The following is a 17,924-nucleotide window of genomic DNA, read 5'->3' as shown; positions in this document are numbered from 1 at the left end:
CCCCGCGCTGGGCTGCGAAGCGGCCCCAATAAAGATCACTGTGCTCCATCAGACAAACCGCAGTGCCTGGTTTTGGGGGCCGCTTCGCAGCCCAGCGCGGGGCAAGCCCGCTCACCACGACAAGCCCGCTCGCAACAAGATAACCACTCATGCCAAGCTTGGGTTAACGTCCACTCATCCCTCTGCATGAAGCCCGCTCATGTCCATCGCCGAGAACCTCATCGCCTTCACCTTCGCCGCCACCCTGCTGACCCTCACGCCCGGGCTCGACACCGCCTTGGTCCTGCGCACCGCCACGGTGGAAGGCAAGCGCCAGGCGCTGCAGGCCACGCTGGGCATCAACGCGGGTTGCCTGGTGTGGGGCGCCGCGGTTGCCTTTGGCCTGGGCGCGTTGATCGCGGTGTCGGAGATGGCGTTCAACCTGCTCAAGTACTGCGGCGCGGCTTACCTGGCCTGGCTGGGGCTGAACATGCTGGTGTGTCCGCGCCGCTCATTGGCACCCGCTTCAGCCGATGGCAAGCCCGGCGGCAACTGGTTTATCAAGGGCATGCTGGGCAATGTGCTGAACCCCAAGGTGGGGATTTTCTACGTGTCGTTCCTGCCGCAATTTATCCCCCAAGGGCATTCGCTGATTGCCTGGACCTTCGGCCTGGTGAGCATCCATGTGTTGCTCGGGCTGCTGTGGTCGCTGGTATTGATCGGCGCCACGCAGTCGCTGTCCGGGTTCCTGCGCCGCGAAAAGGTCATCCAGTGGATGGATCGCACCACCGGCGTGATCTTCGTGCTGTTTGCCGCAAAGCTGGCGTTCAGCAAGCGCTGAGTTTTCCCCATGCCAAATCCCTCCTTGCCCCCTCGGCGCAAACACGCTACAAATCCCCCTTCACGAAGTTGTACGACAACCTAAAAATAAATCGCCATCCCCGACGATGGCGCCAACCGCCCGAGCCCCAGCATGACTCCGCCTGCCCCGACGCAAACTGCCCCCGCCCTGTTCTCCCGCCCCATTGCCGTGTTGATTCTGCTCTGCATGGGCTGTGCCTTCGCCGGCAATCACATCGCCGCTCGGGTCGCCTTCGATGATGGCGCCGGTGTGCTGTTGGCCATTCTGCTGCGCTCGGGTGGCACCTTGCTGGTGCTGGCGGTGCTGGTACTGTGGCAACGCCAAAGCCTGCGCCTGCCCGCAGGTGCATGGCGCTGGCAAGTGCTGCTGGGCCTGCTTATCACTACCCAGAGCCTGTGCCTCTACTCCGCAGTGGCCCGCGTGCCGGTGGCGCTGGCGCTGCTGGTGGGCAACGTGTTCCCGATTCTGCTTGCCCTGCTCACCTGGGCATTCGGCGGCCCACGTCCGACGGCGCGCACCGCCTTGCTGATGGGCTTGATCCTGGTGGGCCTGGTGTTTGTGCTGGACGTACCCGGCCGCCTCTCAGGCAGTGCCGATATCGGCCCGCAATGGCTGCTCGGCGTCGGCCTGGCCTTCTGCGCCGCGTTCGTGTTCGCCTGCGCGCTGTGGATCACCGACCACAAGTTGTCCCAGGTACGCGGCTCCGTGCGCAGCCTGCTGACCATCTTCATCGTATTCAGCAGTGTCAACCTCGCCGGCCTCAGCGGCGCCCTTCCCGGCGGCCTGAACCCGCCGGCCACGGGTACCGGCTGGCTGGCACTCGCAACGTTGGTGGTGCTGTACGGCACCGGTTTTATCGTGCTGTTCATGTCGGTCCCGCGCCTGGACATGCCGCGCAACGCGCCGGTCATGAACATTGAGCCGCTGGCGACGTTGCTGATGGGCTGGATCGTGCTCGATCAAATGCTCAGCGCCGGGCAGATAGTCGGCGGCGTCATCGTGGTGACCGGGATTGTGCTGCTGACCTATCGCAAGTCTGCCCGGTAACGATAAATCCCCGCCTGACCTGGCCCAATTCCTGCCTCCCCCATCCCACCCGGTCGCTACTGACTACGCGGACGACTCTTTTGAGCCCGGCCGCCCAACACCCTCCCCGGATAATCCAGCATCCCCGACCCCTTCCGAGGCCTTCCCCATGACGAGCCCCTCCACCGAACAGGTAAGCCCCCAAACCCTGCGCAAGGTCATCATCGCCGCCGGCATCGGTAACTTCGTCGAATGGTTTGACTTCGCCGTGTACGGCTTCCTCGCCACCACCATCGCCCAACAGTTCTTCCCCAGCGGCGATGCCAGCGCGGCCTTGCTCAAAACCTTCGCGGTGTTCGCCGTCGCCTTCGCCTTCCGGCCCCTGGGCGGGATTTTCTTCGGCATGCTCGGCGACCGTATCGGGCGCAAGCGCACCCTGGCCATGACCATCCTGCTGATGGCCGGCGCCACCACCTTGATCGGCCTGCTGCCCACCTACGCCGCCATCGGCGTCACGGCGCCGATCCTGTTGTCGCTGATCCGCTGTGCCCAGGGTTTCTCCGCCGGCGGCGAATACGCCGGTGCCTGTGCCTACCTGATGGAGCACGCGCCCCGGGACAAACGCGCCTGGTACGGCAGCTTCGTGCCGGTGTCGACGTTCTCCGCCTTCGCCGCCGCCGCCGTGGTGGCGTACGCCCTTGAAGCGTCGTTGTCCGCCGAGGCCATGGGCAATTGGGGTTGGCGCCTGCCGTTCCTGATCGCCGCGCCGCTGGGCCTGGTGGGCCTTTACCTGCGCTGGAAGCTGGATGAGACGCCCGCCTTCCAGGCCGTGAAGCAGGAGCACGCGGTGGCCCACTCGCCACTCAAGGAAACCTTGCGCAACCATGGTGCGGCGATCTGCTGCCTGGGCGCTTTTGTGTCACTGACGGCGCTGTCGTTTTATATGTTCACCACCTACTTCGCGACGTACCTGCAAGTGGCCGGTGGGCTGAGTCGGGCGATGGCGTTGCTGGTGTCGCTGATCGCGTTGATCTTCGCCGCGGCGATTTGCCCGCTGGCGGGGCTGTATTCGGATCGCGTGGGGCGTCGGGTCACGGTGATGACGGCGTGCGTGTTGTTGATGGTGGTGGTGTATCCGTCGTTCCTGATGGCCAGTTCCGGTTCGTTCACGGCGTCAATTGTCGGGGTGATGTTGCTGGCGGTCGGCGCAGTACTGTGTGGTGTGGTGACGGCGGCGTTGCTGTCGGAGACCTTTCCGACCCGCACGCGCTATACCGCCTCGGCGATTACCTACAACATGGCGTATACGATCTTCGGCGGTACCGCGCCGCTGATGGCCACGTGGTTGATCAGCACCACCGGCAGCAACCTGTCACCGGCGTTCTACCTGATTGCCGTGGCATTGCTGGCGTTGGCGGGCGGACTGGCATTGCCGGAGACGTCGAGGATTTCCCTGCACGACGTGGGCGCAGAGGACAAAAGCCCGGCGCCGCTGCTCTCGCGTTAAGCACCCACACCGTCCAAACCGTAGCAGCGGCCGACGCATGAGCAGCGCTTTTTGAAGGAGCCGCTATGAACACAGCGGTATGCATCGTTGCACCGGTTTGGGATGCCAAGCCTTGAGCGGGCACTCAGCCCCCCGCCAACAGCCCGACCAACTGCCACGGCGTCATCTTCGTCACCATGATCATCACGATCACAAACATCCCCAGGAAGCCGAAGACGCCCAGCCAGAACCATTGCCGGTACACACCACGGAATCCATCATCCAGCACCGTGTCGGTCTCGACCGCCCGCGAGGCCATCTGCTGCAAGCGCTTCTGCAGTACCAGCACCGGCAGCCACAGCGAGCCCACGCAGAGGAAGATGATCAACGCGGTCAGTACCCATTCCGTGGTCACAGACAGCCCGGCAAGCTGGATCAGCAGCAAGCCCGTGATGATCTGAATAACGCCCGCCGGCGTGGTAATCCAGGTATCAAACCGTACGACCATGCGCGCCACATGGGCGATCACTTGCGGGTTGGCCGTGCGACTGGCGGCGATCAGGTAGAGGTACGAGCCCATGCCGAAGCCGAACAGGAAAATCGCCGCGATGATGTGCAGGTACTTCAGGCACAGGTAGAGCATCCGTCAGGCCTGCCCGTCAGAGAAGCGCACCGTCAGGCTCAGCTTCGTCGGTTCGTTGATGGCGGCCATGTATTCGTCGACGCTGATTTCGCCTACGCACGGGCGGGCACCGGGCTCGGGCACGTAACCGTGGGCCATTTTGGTGGCAAGGGCAACGGCTGCACAGCTGGGGATTTCCGGGCCCTTGTCGTCCAGGGCCGTGAGTTGCACCGCCAGGGACAGCGGCTGACCGTGCATGCCCAGGCCTTGCACGTCGATGTACATCGCGCTTTTGCCATCACCCAATCGTTCGAACCAGGTGCCCAGGCGATGCAGTCTGGCGGCCCATGCAAGGTGGTCGCGCACAATGCCCATGCGTAGCGCTTGCGCCAGCAGATAATTGGCGACACCGCCCAGTTTGAGCCCCGCACCGGCCTTGAAGCGCAAGGTATGGGCGCCATAACGACCAGCGAATATATCCATGTCGGGCACGTCCACATTGGCCAGCACCCGCGTGCCGAGCTGGGGCATCCTGCGCAGGGTCAGGTCCTGCCAGCCCAGCACTTCGTGCATCTGGCCCTGCTTGAGTTGCTTGATCGGTTTGCCCGCGTAGGCAAGCACACCTTCGATGGTCGACAGCCCCGGCATCTTCGCCGAAGAGGAAATGCCATGCTCGATGGTGTCGATGCGCGTAAAGCGATCGCGGTACTGATCGATGATGGCGGACGACAACGTCGGTACAGAGCTGCAACCGCTGAGGACGGCCACGCTCGCCTGCCGGGCTTTCGCATCCAGCACGCCGACGCCATTGACGAAGGTCCGGCAATCCGACAGGTCGCAGTAGTTCACGCCCGCGTCGATGCAGTGCTGGGCGACGGCATAGGATTGCCCCTGGAACGGGCCGCCGGTGTGGATCACCAACTGGATGTCCATCGACTGCAAGACGCCAGCGAACCCGGCCGCCATGGCATCGCCGCACCAGCTTTCGCACACGCGGCCGGAGGATGTTTTCAACGCATCGACTTTGCCCTGCAACTTGTGTGGGTGGCGGCCCGAGACCACCAGTTCAATGCCCGGCGCGCCCGCCAGGTGCTGGCAAATGATGCTGCCAAAGTTGCCGTAGCCGCCGATCACCATCACCCTGAGTGCCATTGCATGCTTCCCTGATCAATCAATTGTGCGCGGGGCCTGAGACAGGCCAGCAGCTGAAACGGCTAAAGATACCCGATTTGTTTAATCGCCTGAGCCAGGATCGACACTCAGGCAGCATTGCTCCCAAGCCTCAGGGCTGCTTACGATAAAACCCGGTCAGGTAGTCCTGGCTGTCCGGCGCCGAGTTGTGCTCGATCACCGCAAAGCCCTTCACCAGTTGGATGTGATACGGCCCGGCCCGAGGGGGCGCCTGGGGTGCGCGCACGATGATCAGGTTTTCGGTTTCCATCGGCACGCTTTGGTGCGTAGTGATGATGATCTTGTCGGTGCCGGTGTCTTTGAGCGTCACGCTGAGTTCCGCCACTTCCCGGCCCTGGGCGTCGCGTTCGGGAAGGATTTTCAGGTCCAGGTCACCGTCGCGGCCGAGGAAGTCATCGCGCATCTGGTAATGGCCATCGCGCTGGTCGCGGGCCACGTCGCCGAGCTTGTCGTACTCAGGCTCCCGGTCCTGCCTGTGAAGTTGAATCTGCAGCTCGGGCTGGTCGCCCTTGGCGCCACTGACCCAGGTGCCCGCGTAGGCATAAGGTTCGACGGTTTCCCGCGTGATGCGCCAGATGCCGGTTTGACGGCCATCATCGGCATATTCGTGCAGGTAGATAAACGACTGGTCGCCGTACTCACCCTGGTCGCCCACCAGCTTGATCGGCTTGCCGCTGCCGCTTTTGGTGTAGCGCAACTCACCGATCAGCACCGCGCCTTGTTGCTGGTACCAGAGCTGCACCGGGATCTTGCCGTTGAGGGTGCCGGTCAGGAACTCGGGGTCTTCGTTGACCGGCCCTTCCAGCCTGGGCGTTTCCAGCCACTGGCCGTCCTTCCACTCACCGGTGGTGCGCAGCATGTAGCCGCTGGGCATGCTGTTGTTGGCGTCATCGTCCGTCGCCGGCACTTCTGCCTGGGTGTACGCGCTGAGTCGCACCAGTTTGCCATCGCGCATCTGATAGCGGCTGGCGCGGGTCCAGCAGCAACCCCGGTCGGTCTGCGAATGGATAATGCCGTCCTTGGGATTGATCGAAAACATCCCGCCGGAGGTCTCGTTGGCGAGGTCGGTCAAGGGGCCATTCAGCACCCAGCGGGACGTGTGCGGGTCTTGCAGATACACGTCGTAACTGGACTGGAAGTCCTTATCCGCACCGGTGCCATTGCGAATCGCCAGGTCCTGGCGGCCATCCTGGTTGATATCGGCGAAGTACACCACGCCGTTCTCCCCCACCAGGCGCCAATCCACGGTTCTGCCTTGCTGGTCCAGCGGCACCTGGGCATCCGGGGTCTGCAATTGCTGAAGGATTTCAAGGGAGCGTTTGTCGCGCAGGGTGATGAGCGCCGGCGCCAGGTGCTGCAAGTCCTGCGGCACCTCCGGGAACAACACTTCGACCAGGTATTGACCACTGGGGTCATTGACCGAGAACGAACGGGGCTCGGCCATGACGGGAGCGGCCAGGGCCAGGGAGAGGAGTACACCGCTGAGTCGCGTACGCATCCAACGCATCCTTGCTGAAATTCGGGGGCGGCAGTGTAAAGGCAAATGGCGAAGGCATCGAACAAATCGCTGTTTAGGCGCACTCAATGGCTGCTATGTTTTGTGCCTCACGAGCCAAAGGATGTGCCATGGACCCCCTAGCCACAAACGCTGCACTGGTGCTCATCGACATGCAGCAGGGCATGAACGACCCCAAGCTCGGGCGCCGCAATAATCCGCAGGCCGAGCAGCAGTTGCAGCAGTTGCTCGGCGCCTGGCGGCAGTCGGGGCGACCGGTGGTGCACGTCAGGCACATCTCCCGTACCCCCGGTTCGGTATTCTGGCCGGGCCAGCCGGGCTGCGAATTTCAGCCTGGGCTGCAACCACTGGCCCACGAACACGTGGTGGAAAAGAACGTACCCTGTGCCTTCATCGCCACCGGGCTGGAACGCTGGCTGCACGCGCGTTCGATCAAGCAACTGGTGATCGCCGGGGTGATCACCAACAACTCCGTCGAAGCAACGGCACGCACAGGCGGCAACCTGGGCTTTGACGTGCTCGTCGCCGCAGACGCCTGCTACACCTTCGATCAAACCGATTTGTCCGGGCGCCTGTGGCCGGCCGAGGACGTGCACGCACTGTCGCTGAGCAACCTGGCCATGGACTATGCCAGGGTGGTCGAGACGGCCGGGATTCTCGGCGCTATGCGCTGAACACGCCGGCTTGCACCAGCATGTCAACCAGCGCTTCGGGCCAGACCGTTTCCTCGGTGGCACGCAACGCCTGGGCCGACCACCACTGATGGTCCGCCATCACCTGGGTTTCTTCCAGCGTCCACTCAGCCCTGGACAGTTCGGTGTTGGCGGTGTGGACCACAAAGTAGTGCTCGACGGCCGACACCGTTTCACCGCTGGGCAGCATCAGCGCAAATCGGCGATCCGCGATGGGCGCTGCAACGGCCTGCAACTGGATACCGGTTTCCTCGCACAGCTCACGGATGGCAGCAGCCTCGAAAGTCTCCCCCGGTTCGACACCGCCGCCAGGGGTAGCCCAGTAATTTTGACCGGCCAGCGCGCCGTCTTTATGGATGAACCTGAAGAGCAGTACTTCATGCGCGGGGTTGATAACCAGCAGTCGTGCAGCCTTTCGTTCACGCATGGGTCTTCCTTGGGGTCGGAGGTTGATGAGCCTGCAGATACGCCCTCAGCATCAAGGTGGTTTGCTGCTCCAGCGCAGCCTCGAACGCAGGCGCGGCGTTCCCCTCAAGCAGGGTGCGCGCCGGGCCGACGATGGCACTCAGCGAGATCGCCGCGACCAGGCCAGGGTCGTCAAAGTGGGCGTCGGACGCCGTTGCCAGCATGGCTGCAATCGCGCCCACCATGCGCAGGTTGATACGTGCGACCAACTCCGGCCCGCCGCGTTCGGCTGCGATCGCATACAGCGCCTTGGATACCGCCTGTTCGCGCAATTTTGCGGTGAGTAATGCCTTGACCAGGCCGCCCGCCATCTCCGCAACCGACGCGCCTTGAAGCCCGGAGCACGCCAGCTCGACGCTATCGGCCACGCGCACCAGGTGTTTTTCCAGAATGGCGGCGAGCAACGCATCGCGATTTGGGTAGTACTGGTAGAGACTGCCCACCGACATTCCCGCGCGCTCCGCCACCCGCGTAGTGGTGCAGCGCACCAGACCCTGCTGGGTCAAAACCTGAAGGGTTGCCTCATGCAATGCTTCGACGGTTGCCGCAGAGCGTGCTTGAACCGCTGATTTTCTTGGTTTCAATGACGCTTTGACGGTGCTCATGGAATGCGAATTCCAAAATCTGAAGGATCCTTCATATTAGGGCCTTATTCAGTTCAAGCAAGAGCAGCAGTCATGAGCAACCTGGCAAGCAGCGGCACCTTCACCCTTGGCGACCATAAGGTCAACCGCATCGGCTACGGCACAATGCAACTGGCTGGGCCGGGTGTATTCGGCCCGCCCAAGGACCGGGATGCGGCCCTGGCGGTACTGCGTGAGGCCGTCGCAGCCGGTGTGAACCATATCGATACCAGCGATTTCTACGGACCGCACGTCACCAACCAAATTATCCGCGAGGCGCTGCATCCTTACCGGGACGACCTCACGATCGTCACCAAGATCGGCGCCCGTCGCGACGATCAAGGTGGATGGCATGGCGCAGCATCGAAGGCGGAACTGACCAAGGCCGTGCATGACAACTTGCGTAACCTGGGCCTGGACGTGCTGGATGTGGTCAATTTCCGTTGCACCCACAACCTGATGGGCACGGCAGAAGGCTCGATCGCAGCGCCCCTGGCCGCACTCGCCGAACTGCAACAGCAGGGCCTGGTACGCCATATCGGCATCAGCAACGTCACGCCGACGCAAGTGGCCGAAGCCCGTGGCCTGATTGAGTTCGTCTGCGTGCAGAACCTGTACAACATCGCCCACCAACACGACAACGCCTTGATCGATGAGCTGGCCAGGGACGGCATCGCCTATGTACCGTTCTTCCCCCTAGGCGGATTTACCCCGGTCCAATCATCGACACTGACTAACGTTGCCCAGCGCCTGGGCGTAACGCCAAAGCAACTGGCCCTGGCGTGGTTGCTGCGTCGCTCAGCGAATATCCTGCTGATTCCGGGGACCTCATCGGTCGCTCATTTGCGAGAAAACCTCGCCGTAGCCGAACTGGACCTGACGGACGACGTGCTGGCAGAACTGAACGACATCGCAGGGTAAACGCATCAGCCTGCCAGTAATTGCGCGATAGCCTTACGCAGATCCCCATGCACGTCTTCCGCGTACGGCAACGCATTTTTCCAGTCATAAAACCAGACGGGCATCTTGCGCTTGTCATCCGGCTCCGAGGCGTAGCGCGGAAAAATATGGCAATGCAACTCCGGCTCCGAATTGCCCAGGATCTCGTAGTTAATGCGCGACGCACCGCTGGCTTGCAGCACCGCGTCGCCGATGCGCGCCATGTCGAGCAGGTAGATCGCGCGGGCGTCGGCATCCAGGTCGTTCAGGCTGGCGACCACAGGGTCGGGCAATAGCAGGCAGTAGCCAGGCAGGAATTGCACATCGCCCATCACTGCCCAACCTGAGGGCATGCGACAGATGATCTTGTGGTTGGTGCCGTTGCGGGCCTGTTCTACGCGTTCCATGATCAGCGGCATACCCTGTCCTTGCGTTAGGTGAGTGCGGGCTGCATCTTAACCATCGTCGACATTTTCAGCACTGGAAACAGCCCATGCGCATCGCCTGCCTTCATACCGCAGCCAGCAACATCAGCGTCTTCGAAACCGCCGCGAAAGCACTGGGTATCGGCGCTGATGTGCTACGTCATGAAGTGCGCGCCGACCTGTTGGCTGCTGCCGAAAACGCCGGTCATCTAAGCGCCGAGATCTGCGCATCCACCGCATCAGCCCTGCTTGCACTGGCTGAACAGGCCGACGCCGTGGTGCTCACCTGTTCGACCCTGGGCCCGGCCGTTGAAGGTATCTCCAGCAGTGTCCCGATCCTGAGAACAGACGAAGCGCTGGCCGCCTCGGCGGTGCAGGCTGGCGGAAAAATTGCGGTGCTGTGCGCGGTGGAAACCACCCTCGAACCGACCGCGCGGCTGTTTCACAAGGCCGCGCTGCAATCGAACGCGGTCGTCGAAGTGCGGCTGGTTCCGGGGGCATGGCGCTTGTTCAAGACGGGTGACAACGACGGCTACCTGGCGACAATCGCCAAAGCTGCCGATGCCGCCTATCGGGACGGAATGACACGGGTTGCGCTGGGCCAGGCGTCGATGAGCGCGGCCGCCGTGCAGGTAACGGCCGGCCCGCTGCCCCTCACCAGCGCAGCGGCCGGGCTGGCGGCAGCTATGCGGGCCGTTGCCCTCAGTGCGGTTGTGCAACCATTGCACGCCAGGCTTGAACGCTAGGTCGCTCGTTGACCCTGGCCTGCCAGGCGCGCAGGGCTTCACACGTCTGCGGCAGCGGCAATTGCACCAGGTCCGCGAAGATCATGCCGCCGAGTAACGCGATATCGGCCATTGAGAAGGCATCGCCCGCCACAAAGGCGCGGGTCTTGAGCACCTTATCGAAATAGTGCATCCCCCTGACCGCCTTGTCCCGCATGCGCATGCCCCATTCGGCGTTCTGGTAAAGCTCGACCTCAGGCCCAAGCCCAGGGGTGGCATGATGGAAATACACGCTGACCGCATCCATCAATTCAATCTCTGCGCGCTTGGTCATCATGTGGATCAAGCCTTGCTCGGTCGGCGTCCTGCCGGTGAGGGTCGGGTTGCCATCGAGCGTGTCCAGGTACTGGGTGATAGCCGTGCATTCAGCGATGAACGTGCCGTCTTCCAGTTGCAGCACTGGCAGGGTGCCGGAGTAGTTGAGGGCCAGGAACTCAGGTTGTTTGTGCTCCCCTTTCCAGAGGTTGACCGACACGAACTCAACGCGCGGCAACATATTTTTCTCGGCCAGCGCGATACGAACACGCGCTGGATAGGGGCCGTTGTACCAATCATAAATCCGCATCAACTGAGGTTGGGATACGTCGGGTTGTGGTTGTTGGAACGTCATGATCTGCTCGCCTACCTGTCAAATGGTAGGTAAAGACTGAAGGCATTATTTCAAGCCGTCAAGCATTACCTACCAGTTGGCAGGTAAAACCTTATCAGCGTAGAATTCGCCCCTCCCCCCACTGAAGAGCAATCCCCACGTGAGTGAAAATGCCCGCGAAGCGATTCTGGAAGCCGCCAGACTCGCCGCTCAGCACTACGGCTACAGTGGCATCAACTTCCGCAGCATCGGCGAAACGGTGGGGATCAAGAACGCCAGTATCTATTACCACTTCCCGAGCAAAGCCGATCTCGGCGCGGCCGTCGCCAGGCGCTATTGGGAAGACGCCGCCAGCGCCCTCGCGGCGATACGCAGCGAGAACCCGGATCCGCTGCAATGCCTGCGTGCTTATCCGAGCATCTTTCGAAAATCACTCGAAGACGGCAACCGCTTGTGCCTGTCCAGTTTTATGGCGGCCGAATATAAGGACCTGCCGGAGCCGGTGAAGGAAGAGATACTGACGTTTGCCAATATCAACGTAGCCTGGCTGGCGGCGCTGCTTGCCGAGATCGAACCCGGCAATACAGAGGCCTGCGAGCGTCGCGCGCGTGCCATCTACACCGCCATTGCCGGCGCGCAGTTGATTGCCCGCACCCGGGCCGATCTCGGTTTGTACGACGAACTGGTCCAGAGTTATCGGGACGCGGGGCTTATCCCGGCGTGACAAGCTGGAGCCCTGTCGGCGACAGGTAGCGCTCCAGCAATGGCCCCATCGCTGTTGGCCCAACAACACTGCTTGGACAGCTTGTGCTGAATCAACACACGCCTCCTCCCCCAAAAATCCACATATCCCCTTGAAATAAAAGCATTTAATCCTCTGGCATGACGCGTGCAATTGCCTTCGCATACTGACGAAGGATACCCCCATGCCCCAGACACTGCCCCAGGCGCTGTTGCGCCAAGCCCACACCCGAGGGTCGGCGATTGCCTTGCGCTTCAAGCGCCTGGGTATCTGGCACGAGCGCAGCTGGAGCGCGGTGGCGCACGAGGTCAGCCAACTCGCCGCCGCCTTGCATCAGCGCCGCTTCGGGCCTGACGACAACCTGTTGATCCTCAGCCAGGCGCGCCCCGAAGCGTTGCTGCTGGCGCTGGCCGCGCAATGGCTGGGCGCCAGCGTCACGCTGCTCGACCCGGACCGCGACAACCGGGCGCTGCTGGCCGGGCTGCGACCGCGCTTTGTGCTCGTGCAAGACCTGGAAGCGCTGCAACAACTCGGTGAACGCGGGGTGGTGGTGTTTCTTGACGGGCGTGGCCTGAGCCAGTTCGCAGACGCCGATTTGATCGACTATGCCGAGCTGCGTGCCGATGCACCGCCACCCGCCCACGCCCCGCAGCCGAACGACACCGCCTTCGTCTTTCATGCCGACACGTCCCTGCACTTGACCCATGGGCAATTGCTCGCGGGAAGCCGGACGCTGGTCGACCGCGAACACCTCGGCGCCGACGACGAAGCCCTCGCCGCACGGGTGTTTGCCGCCAGCGGGCAGGCACGCTACCTGCTCGCGCCCTGGCTGCACGCCGGCTTTCGGCTGAACTTCCCCGAGGCCCTCGCCACCCGCGACACCGACCGCCGCGAGCTGGGCCCGACCCTGGTGCTGGGCACCCGCGAATCCTATGGGCGCCTGGAGCAATGGGTGCGTGAACGCCTGCCACTGCCGGGCAGCTTCAGCCATCGTTTATACGACTGGGCCATGCAGCCGACCCCCTCCCCCGTGCGCCGCTGGCTGGGCCATTGGCTGGTGCGTCGGCCTTTGCTGGATGTACTGGGCATGAGCCGCCTGCGCGTGCCCTTGCTGGTCGGGCCGCCACTGCATCCGGAAAGTGCCGCCTTCTTTGCGGCCCTGGGCATTCGTCCCGGCCATTGGCAAGAGCCGTCCACCCGCCACGAACCCAGCGACCACTTGCTGTCTCAATCTGCCTGACGAGCCTTCCATGCCCACACCCACTGAAGCGGTATTACTGCGGCTCGATGACATTTCCCTGTCGTTCAAGGGCATCAAGGCCATCACCTCCATCAGTTTCGAGGTCAAGGCCGGTGACATCTGCGGCCTGATCGGCCCCAACGGCGCGGGCAAAAGTTCGCTGCTCAACGTGATCAACGGGGTCTACCACCCCCAGGGCGGCAGCATCCGCTACGCCGGCCAGACCCGGCGGCGCATGCGCGCGCACCAGGCGGCCGAAGGCGGGATTGCGCGGACCTTCCAGAATATCGCGCTGTTCAAGGGCATGAGCGTGCTCGACAACGTGCTCACCGGGCGCAACCTCAAGCGCCGCAGCAGTTGGCTGGAACAGATGCTGCGCCTGGGCCGCGCGCCACGGGAGGACGACGTCCACCGCCTGCACGCGGAAAAGGTGATTGCCTTCCTGCAGATCCATCCCTGGCGCCACGTGCTGGTCGGCACCCTGCCCTATGGCCTGCAAAAACGTGTCGAGCTGGCCCGCGCCCTGGCCGCCGAACCGACCCTGCTGTTGCTGGATGAACCCATGGCCGGCATGAACGCCCAGGAGAAAGCCCAGATGAGCCAGTTCATCCGCGACATCAACCGCGAGTTCGGCACCACCGTGGTGCTGATCGAACACGACATCGGCGTGGTCATGGGCTTGTGCGACCACGTGGTGGTCCTCGACTACGGTCGCAAGATCGGCGACGGCACCCCGCAACAGGTGCGCGCCAACCCCGATGTCATCGCCGCCTACCTGGGTACCTGAACATGGAATTTTTCTTCGAAGTGCTGATCGGCGGGCTGCTGGCGGGCGTGATGTATGCCCTGGTGGCGATTGGTTTTGTGCTGATCTACAAGGCCTCCGGCGTGTTCAATTTTGCCCAGGGCGCCATGGTGCTGTTCGCCGCGCTGACGTTTGTCAGCCTGTTGGAGCGCGGCTTCCCGTTTGCCTGGGCGTTCCTGATCACCCTGGCGAGCATGGTGGTACTGGCGCTGCTGATCGAAAAAGTGGTGCTGCGGCCCTTGGTCAATCGTCCACCGATCATCCTCTTCATGGCCACCCTCGGGCTGTCCTACCTGATCGAGGGCTTTGCGCAGTTCCTGTGGGGTGCGCAGGTGCACGGGCTCGACCTGGGCATCGCCGACGAGCCGCTGGAAATCCGCGGCATGCTGCTTTCGCAATTCGACCTGTTTGCCGCCGGCACCGCCGCCGCGCTGGTGATCGTGCTGTCGCTGCTGTTCAACAAGACCCGGGCGGGCCTGTCGTTGCGTGCGGTGGCCGATGACCCGCTGGCGTCCATGGCCATCGGTATTCGCCTGCCGCGCATCTGGGCGTTGGTGTGGGCGGTGGCCGGGTTCGTCGGGCTGGTGGCCGGGTTGCTCTGGGGCGCACGCCTGGGGGTGCAGTTCTCGCTCTCGCTGGTGGTGCTCAAGGCGCTGCCGGTGCTGATCATCGGCGGGTTCTCGTCCATCGGCGGGGCGATTGTCGGTGGCTTGATCATCGGCGCAGCGGAGAAGATCGCCGAGATCTACCTCGGCCCGATCATCGGCAGCGGCATCGAGAACTGGGTGCCCTACGTCCTCGCCTTGCTGTTCCTGCTGGTGCGGCCTGCCGGGTTGTTCGGCGAGCGCGCCATCGAACGGGTTTGATTGTCCTTGGGGAAATGCCTGCATGTTGTATCAAGAAGTCGGTCAAATCAGCACCTCCTACGCGGCCGAGCGCCGCACCTTTCGCCTGCGCCAGGACCGCGTCGCGCTGTGGCTGCTGCTGGGCGTGGCGTTTTTTGCGGTGCCCTGGCTGGGCAATGACTACTGGTTCAGCGCAATCCTGGTGCCGCTGCTGGTGCTGTCGCTGGCAGGGCTTGGGCTCAACCTGCTGACGGGCTACGCCGGGCAACTTTCACTCGGCTCGGCGGCGTTCATGGCGGTGGGCGCGTTTGCCGCCTACAACCTGCAGTTGCGGGTGCCCGGCCTGCCGCTGCTGGTGAGCTTTGCCCTGGGTGGCGTGATCGCCGCCGCGGTGGCGGTGTTCTTCGGCTTGCCGAGCCTGCGCATCAAGGGCTTTTACCTGCTGGTGGCGACCCTGGCCGCGCAGTTCGTGGTGGAGTGGGTGCTCACCCGCTTCAGCTGGTTTACCAACGACAACGCCTCGGGCGTGATCACCTCACCGCCGCTGCTGATTGCCGGGCTGGATTTCAGCTCACCGCGTGGCCGCTACGTGCTGACGCTGGCCGTGGTGGTGACGCTGTTCTGGCTGGGCAAGAACCTGGTGCGCAGCGAACTGGGCCGCAACTGGATGGCAGTGCGCGACATGGACACCGCCGCTGCCGTCATCGGCATTCGCCTGTTGAAGGCCAAGCTGCTGGCGTTTGCCATCAGCGGCTTCTATCTGGGCATCGCCGGTTCACTGTGGGCGTTCGCCTACCTGGGCACGGTCGAGCCCCACGGCTTTGACCTGAGCCGCTCGTTCCAGGTGCTGTTCATCATCATTATCGGCGGCCTGGGCAGCGTGCTCGGCAACGTCCTTGGCGCGGCATTCATCGTGTTGTTCCCGATCCTGCTGGCCAATCTCTTCGCGCTGTTGCCCGCTGGACTGATGGATGCCGGACAGCTGGAGAACATCCAGAAGATGCTGTTTGGCGCGCTGATCATCGCGTTTTTGATCAAGGAACCGGAGGGGCTGGCCCGTCTGTGGCAGCGCTTTCGTCAACGGGCCAGGGTTTGGCCGCTGCGTTACTGAACTCAATAACCCCCCAGGAATGACCTCCATGACACACCGCTTATCGCTGCGCCGCCTGGCCTTGGGCCTGGCCCTGATCACCGCCGGGCTCACGGCCGGCGCCCAGGCTGCCAACGAACAATACTTCCCGTTGCAGAGCTACCGGGTCGGCCCGTACGCCGCCGGTGGCACCGGTTTCTTCGGGGGCTTTATCGACTACCTGCAATACATCAATGCCAAGGGCGGGGTGAACGGCGTCAAGCTGACCTGGAGCGAGTGCGAGACCGAGTACGTGGTGGAAAAAGGCGTCGAATGCTACGAGCGCCTCAAGGGTGGGCTCAACGGTGCACCGGCCGCCGCCACCAACCCGCTGTCAGTCGGCATCGCCTATGCCACCCTGGACCGCTCCACCACCGACAAACTGCCGCTGATCACCATCAACCATGGCCGCACCGATTCCACCGATGGCAGCGTGTTCCCCTACGTGTTCCCGCTGCAGCTCAACCCCTATTCGGAAGTCTCGGCGATCATCAACTACATCGGCCAACGCGAAGGCGGCGCCGACAAGCTCAAGGGCAAGAAAATCGCCGTGCTCTACCACGGCTCGCCCTACGGCAAGGAAACCAATGGCGTGCTCGAAACCCTGGCGAAAAACGCCGGCTTCGAACTGACCCTGCTGGAAGTGCCGCACCCCGGCAACGAGCAGCAATCGCAGTGGCTGAACATCCGGCGTCTCAAGCCTGACTGGGTGATCCTGCGCGGCTGGGGTGTGATGAACCCGGTGGCGCTCAAGTCCGCGCAGAAAGTCGGCTACCCGGCCGATCACATCATCGGCAATATCTGGAGCAACTCCGAAGAAGACGTGGTACCGGCCGGTGCCGCCGCCAAAGGCTTTATCTCGATCACCACCCACCCGTCGGGCACCGACTTCCCGGTGCTGCAAGGTATCCAGCAAAGCGTGGTAGACGCCGGCAAGGGCAACCTGGCCGACCCCAAGCGTTTCGGCACCGTGTATTACAACCTGGGCGTGGTCAACGGCATTCTCAACGTCGAAGCGCTGCGCCTGGCCCAGGAAAAATACGGGCAAAAACCACTGACCGGCGAGCAGGTACGCTGGGGCTTCGAACACCTGAACCTCGACGACGCACGCCTGCAGGCGCTGGGCGCCAAGGGCCTGGTGCAACCGCTGAAACTCTCCTGCGCCGACCACGAAGGCGGCGGCGCCGTACGCTTCCAGCAATGGGACGGCCAGCGCTGGAACCTGATCAGCGACTGGGTACAAGCCGACCGCGCCTTGCTGCGGCCGATCATCGAAGCCTCAGCGGCCCAGTACGCCAAGGAGAAAGGCATCACGCCACGAGATTGCAGCAAAGAGCAGTAAAACGACCCAACTGTGGGAGGGGGCTTGCTCCCGATAGCGGAGTGTCAGTCAACTGATTCATTAGCTGATCCACCGTCATCGGGAGCAAGCCCCCTCCCACATTCAGACCGAGGCGTGTCAGCCCATGCCTACTTCCAACACGCGACTTTTGGCTACCGCCCATGCGACCGAAATCTGCCGGATGTAAACGGCTCAACTGTGGGAGGGGGCTTGCTCCCGATAGCGGAGTGTCAGTCAACTGATTTATTAGCTGATCTACCGTCATCGGGAGCAAGCCCCCTCCCACATTCAGACCGAGGTGTGTCAGCCCATGCCTACTTCCAACACACGACTTTTGGCTACCGCCCATGCGACCGAAATCTGCCGGATGTAAACAGCTCAACTGTGGGAGGGGGCTTGCTCCCGATAGCGGAGTGTCAGTCAACTGATTCATTAGCTGATCCACCGTCATCGGGAGCAAGCCCCCTCCCACATTCAGACCGAGGCGTGTCAGCCCAGACCTACTTCCAACACGCGACTTTTGGCTACCGCCCATGCGACCGAAATCTGCCGGATGTAAACAGCTCAACTGTGGGAGGGGGCTTGCTCCCGATAACGGAGTGTCAGTCAACTGATTCATTA

At 62.9% G+C, this 17,924-nt stretch carries 19 protein-coding genes; 12 read left to right on the top strand and 7 right to left on the bottom strand.

The window, feature by feature from the left end; translation table 11 throughout:
• Positions 1 to 199 precede the first annotated feature (199 nt).
• From PspCFBP13509_RS19880 to PspCFBP13509_RS19870, 3 genes are all read left to right on the top strand, one after another.
• Positions 200 to 820, top strand: a complete 621-nt coding sequence (locus tag PspCFBP13509_RS19880; RefSeq protein ID WP_137212575.1) for a LysE family translocator — start codon at positions 200 to 202, stop codon at positions 818 to 820.
• Between the two features lie 132 nt (positions 821 to 952).
• The gene (locus PspCFBP13509_RS19875; protein WP_137212574.1) at positions 953 to 1,888 is read left to right on the top strand and encodes an EamA family transporter; all 936 of its coding nucleotides are present in this window, start codon (positions 953 to 955) and stop codon (positions 1,886 to 1,888) included.
• Positions 1,889 to 2,036: 148 nt separating this feature from the next.
• Complete coding sequence (locus PspCFBP13509_RS19870; protein ID WP_074846931.1) at positions 2,037 to 3,374, top strand: MFS transporter; 1,338 nt, start codon at positions 2,037 to 2,039, stop codon at positions 3,372 to 3,374.
• Between the two features lie 124 nt (positions 3,375 to 3,498).
• Here the strand turns inward: PspCFBP13509_RS19870 and PspCFBP13509_RS19865 are convergent, their stop codons facing one another.
• The 3 genes from PspCFBP13509_RS19865 to PspCFBP13509_RS19855 all read right to left on the bottom strand — a co-directional run bounded on the left by PspCFBP13509_RS19865 (position 3,499) and on the right by PspCFBP13509_RS19855 (position 6,664).
• The gene (locus tag PspCFBP13509_RS19865; RefSeq protein WP_137212573.1) at positions 3,499 to 3,996 is read right to left on the bottom strand and encodes a DUF2269 family protein; all 498 of its coding nucleotides are present in this window, start codon (positions 3,994 to 3,996) and stop codon (positions 3,499 to 3,501) included.
• 3 nt (positions 3,997 to 3,999) lie between these two features.
• Positions 4,000 to 5,127 (bottom strand): saccharopine dehydrogenase NADP-binding domain-containing protein, encoded by a 1,128-nt coding sequence (locus tag PspCFBP13509_RS19860; RefSeq protein WP_137212571.1) that lies wholly within the window; start codon positions 5,125 to 5,127, stop codon positions 4,000 to 4,002.
• Positions 5,128 to 5,257: 130 nt separating this feature from the next.
• A complete protein-coding gene (locus PspCFBP13509_RS19855; RefSeq protein ID WP_137212570.1) occupies positions 5,258 to 6,664 on the bottom strand; it encodes an XAC2610-related protein in 1,407 nt (468 codons plus the stop codon).
• Between the two features lie 128 nt (positions 6,665 to 6,792).
• On the opposite strand from PspCFBP13509_RS19855, the gene PspCFBP13509_RS19850 reads away from it, so the two are divergent.
• On the top strand, positions 6,793 to 7,356 hold the full coding sequence (locus PspCFBP13509_RS19850; protein WP_065948275.1) for a cysteine hydrolase family protein: 564 nt from the start codon (positions 6,793 to 6,795) through the stop codon (positions 7,354 to 7,356).
• Here PspCFBP13509_RS19850 and PspCFBP13509_RS19845 read toward each other — a convergent pair.
• Both PspCFBP13509_RS19845 and PspCFBP13509_RS19840 read right to left on the bottom strand, forming a co-directional pair.
• Entirely contained in the window at positions 7,346 to 7,801 is a 456-nt protein-coding gene (locus tag PspCFBP13509_RS19845) for an NUDIX hydrolase (RefSeq protein ID WP_137212568.1), read from the bottom strand. The two genes, PspCFBP13509_RS19850 and PspCFBP13509_RS19845, sit on opposite strands and share 11 nt — an antisense overlap.
• Entirely contained in the window at positions 7,794 to 8,444 is a 651-nt protein-coding gene (locus tag PspCFBP13509_RS19840) for a TetR/AcrR family transcriptional regulator (protein ID WP_065948273.1), read from the bottom strand. The genes PspCFBP13509_RS19845 and PspCFBP13509_RS19840 overlap by 8 nt, the downstream gene beginning before the upstream one ends.
• 72 nt (positions 8,445 to 8,516) lie before the next feature.
• Here PspCFBP13509_RS19840 and PspCFBP13509_RS19835 point away from each other — a divergent pair, with 72 nt between their 5' ends.
• The gene (locus PspCFBP13509_RS19835; RefSeq protein WP_137212565.1) at positions 8,517 to 9,383 is read left to right on the top strand and encodes an aldo/keto reductase family oxidoreductase; all 867 of its coding nucleotides are present in this window, start codon (positions 8,517 to 8,519) and stop codon (positions 9,381 to 9,383) included.
• A gap of 5 nt (positions 9,384 to 9,388) precedes the next feature.
• Here PspCFBP13509_RS19835 and PspCFBP13509_RS19830 read toward each other — a convergent pair whose 3' ends face one another.
• Entirely contained in the window at positions 9,389 to 9,820 is a 432-nt protein-coding gene (locus PspCFBP13509_RS19830; RefSeq protein WP_065948272.1) for an HIT family protein, read from the bottom strand.
• 74 nt (positions 9,821 to 9,894) lie between these two features.
• Between PspCFBP13509_RS19830 and PspCFBP13509_RS19825 the strand changes: the two genes are divergently transcribed.
• Entirely contained in the window at positions 9,895 to 10,572 is a 678-nt protein-coding gene (locus PspCFBP13509_RS19825) for an aspartate/glutamate racemase family protein (protein WP_137212563.1), read from the top strand.
• On the opposite strand, the gene PspCFBP13509_RS19820 is transcribed toward PspCFBP13509_RS19825, so the two are convergent.
• Positions 10,529 to 11,221 carry a glutathione S-transferase gene (locus PspCFBP13509_RS19820; RefSeq protein ID WP_074846936.1) on the bottom strand — a complete coding sequence of 231 codons (693 nt, stop codon included), beginning with the start codon at positions 11,219 to 11,221 and terminating at the stop codon, positions 10,529 to 10,531. The two genes, PspCFBP13509_RS19825 and PspCFBP13509_RS19820, sit on opposite strands and share 44 nt — an antisense overlap.
• Positions 11,222 to 11,360: 139 nt before the next feature.
• Between PspCFBP13509_RS19820 and PspCFBP13509_RS19815 the strand changes: the two genes are divergently transcribed.
• The 6 genes from PspCFBP13509_RS19815 (at position 11,361) to PspCFBP13509_RS19790 (ending at position 17,303) form a co-directional block, all read left to right on the top strand.
• A complete protein-coding gene (locus PspCFBP13509_RS19815) occupies positions 11,361 to 11,924 on the top strand; it encodes a TetR/AcrR family transcriptional regulator (protein WP_065928067.1) in 564 nt (187 codons plus the stop codon).
• Positions 11,925 to 12,126: 202 nt separating this feature from the next.
• Complete coding sequence (locus tag PspCFBP13509_RS19810; RefSeq protein ID WP_137212562.1) at positions 12,127 to 13,182, top strand: AMP-binding protein; 1,056 nt, start codon at positions 12,127 to 12,129, stop codon at positions 13,180 to 13,182.
• A 10-nt stretch (positions 13,183 to 13,192) separates the two neighbouring features.
• Entirely contained in the window at positions 13,193 to 13,969 is a 777-nt protein-coding gene (locus PspCFBP13509_RS19805) for an ABC transporter ATP-binding protein (RefSeq protein ID WP_074846938.1), read from the top strand.
• Between the two features lie 2 nt (positions 13,970 to 13,971).
• Positions 13,972 to 14,853, top strand: a complete 882-nt coding sequence (locus PspCFBP13509_RS19800) for a branched-chain amino acid ABC transporter permease (RefSeq protein WP_074846939.1) — start codon at positions 13,972 to 13,974, stop codon at positions 14,851 to 14,853.
• 22 nt (positions 14,854 to 14,875) lie between these two features.
• Positions 14,876 to 15,943, top strand: coding sequence for a branched-chain amino acid ABC transporter permease (locus PspCFBP13509_RS19795; protein ID WP_027608468.1), 1,068 nt, complete (start codon positions 14,876 to 14,878; stop codon positions 15,941 to 15,943).
• A gap of 28 nt (positions 15,944 to 15,971) precedes the next feature.
• Positions 15,972 to 17,303 carry an ABC transporter substrate-binding protein gene (locus PspCFBP13509_RS19790; protein WP_074846940.1) on the top strand — a complete coding sequence of 444 codons (1,332 nt, stop codon included), beginning with the start codon at positions 15,972 to 15,974 and terminating at the stop codon, positions 17,301 to 17,303.
• The last annotated feature ends 621 nt before the right edge of the window (positions 17,304 to 17,924 follow it).

The sequence above is a fragment of the Pseudomonas sp. CFBP13509 genome (genome assembly GCF_005233485.1).
Taxonomy (GTDB): domain Bacteria; phylum Pseudomonadota; class Gammaproteobacteria; order Pseudomonadales; family Pseudomonadaceae; genus Aquipseudomonas; species Aquipseudomonas marginalis.
Note: the sequence above shows the minus strand (reverse complement) of the source record. Positions and strands in the feature narration are given on the sequence as shown.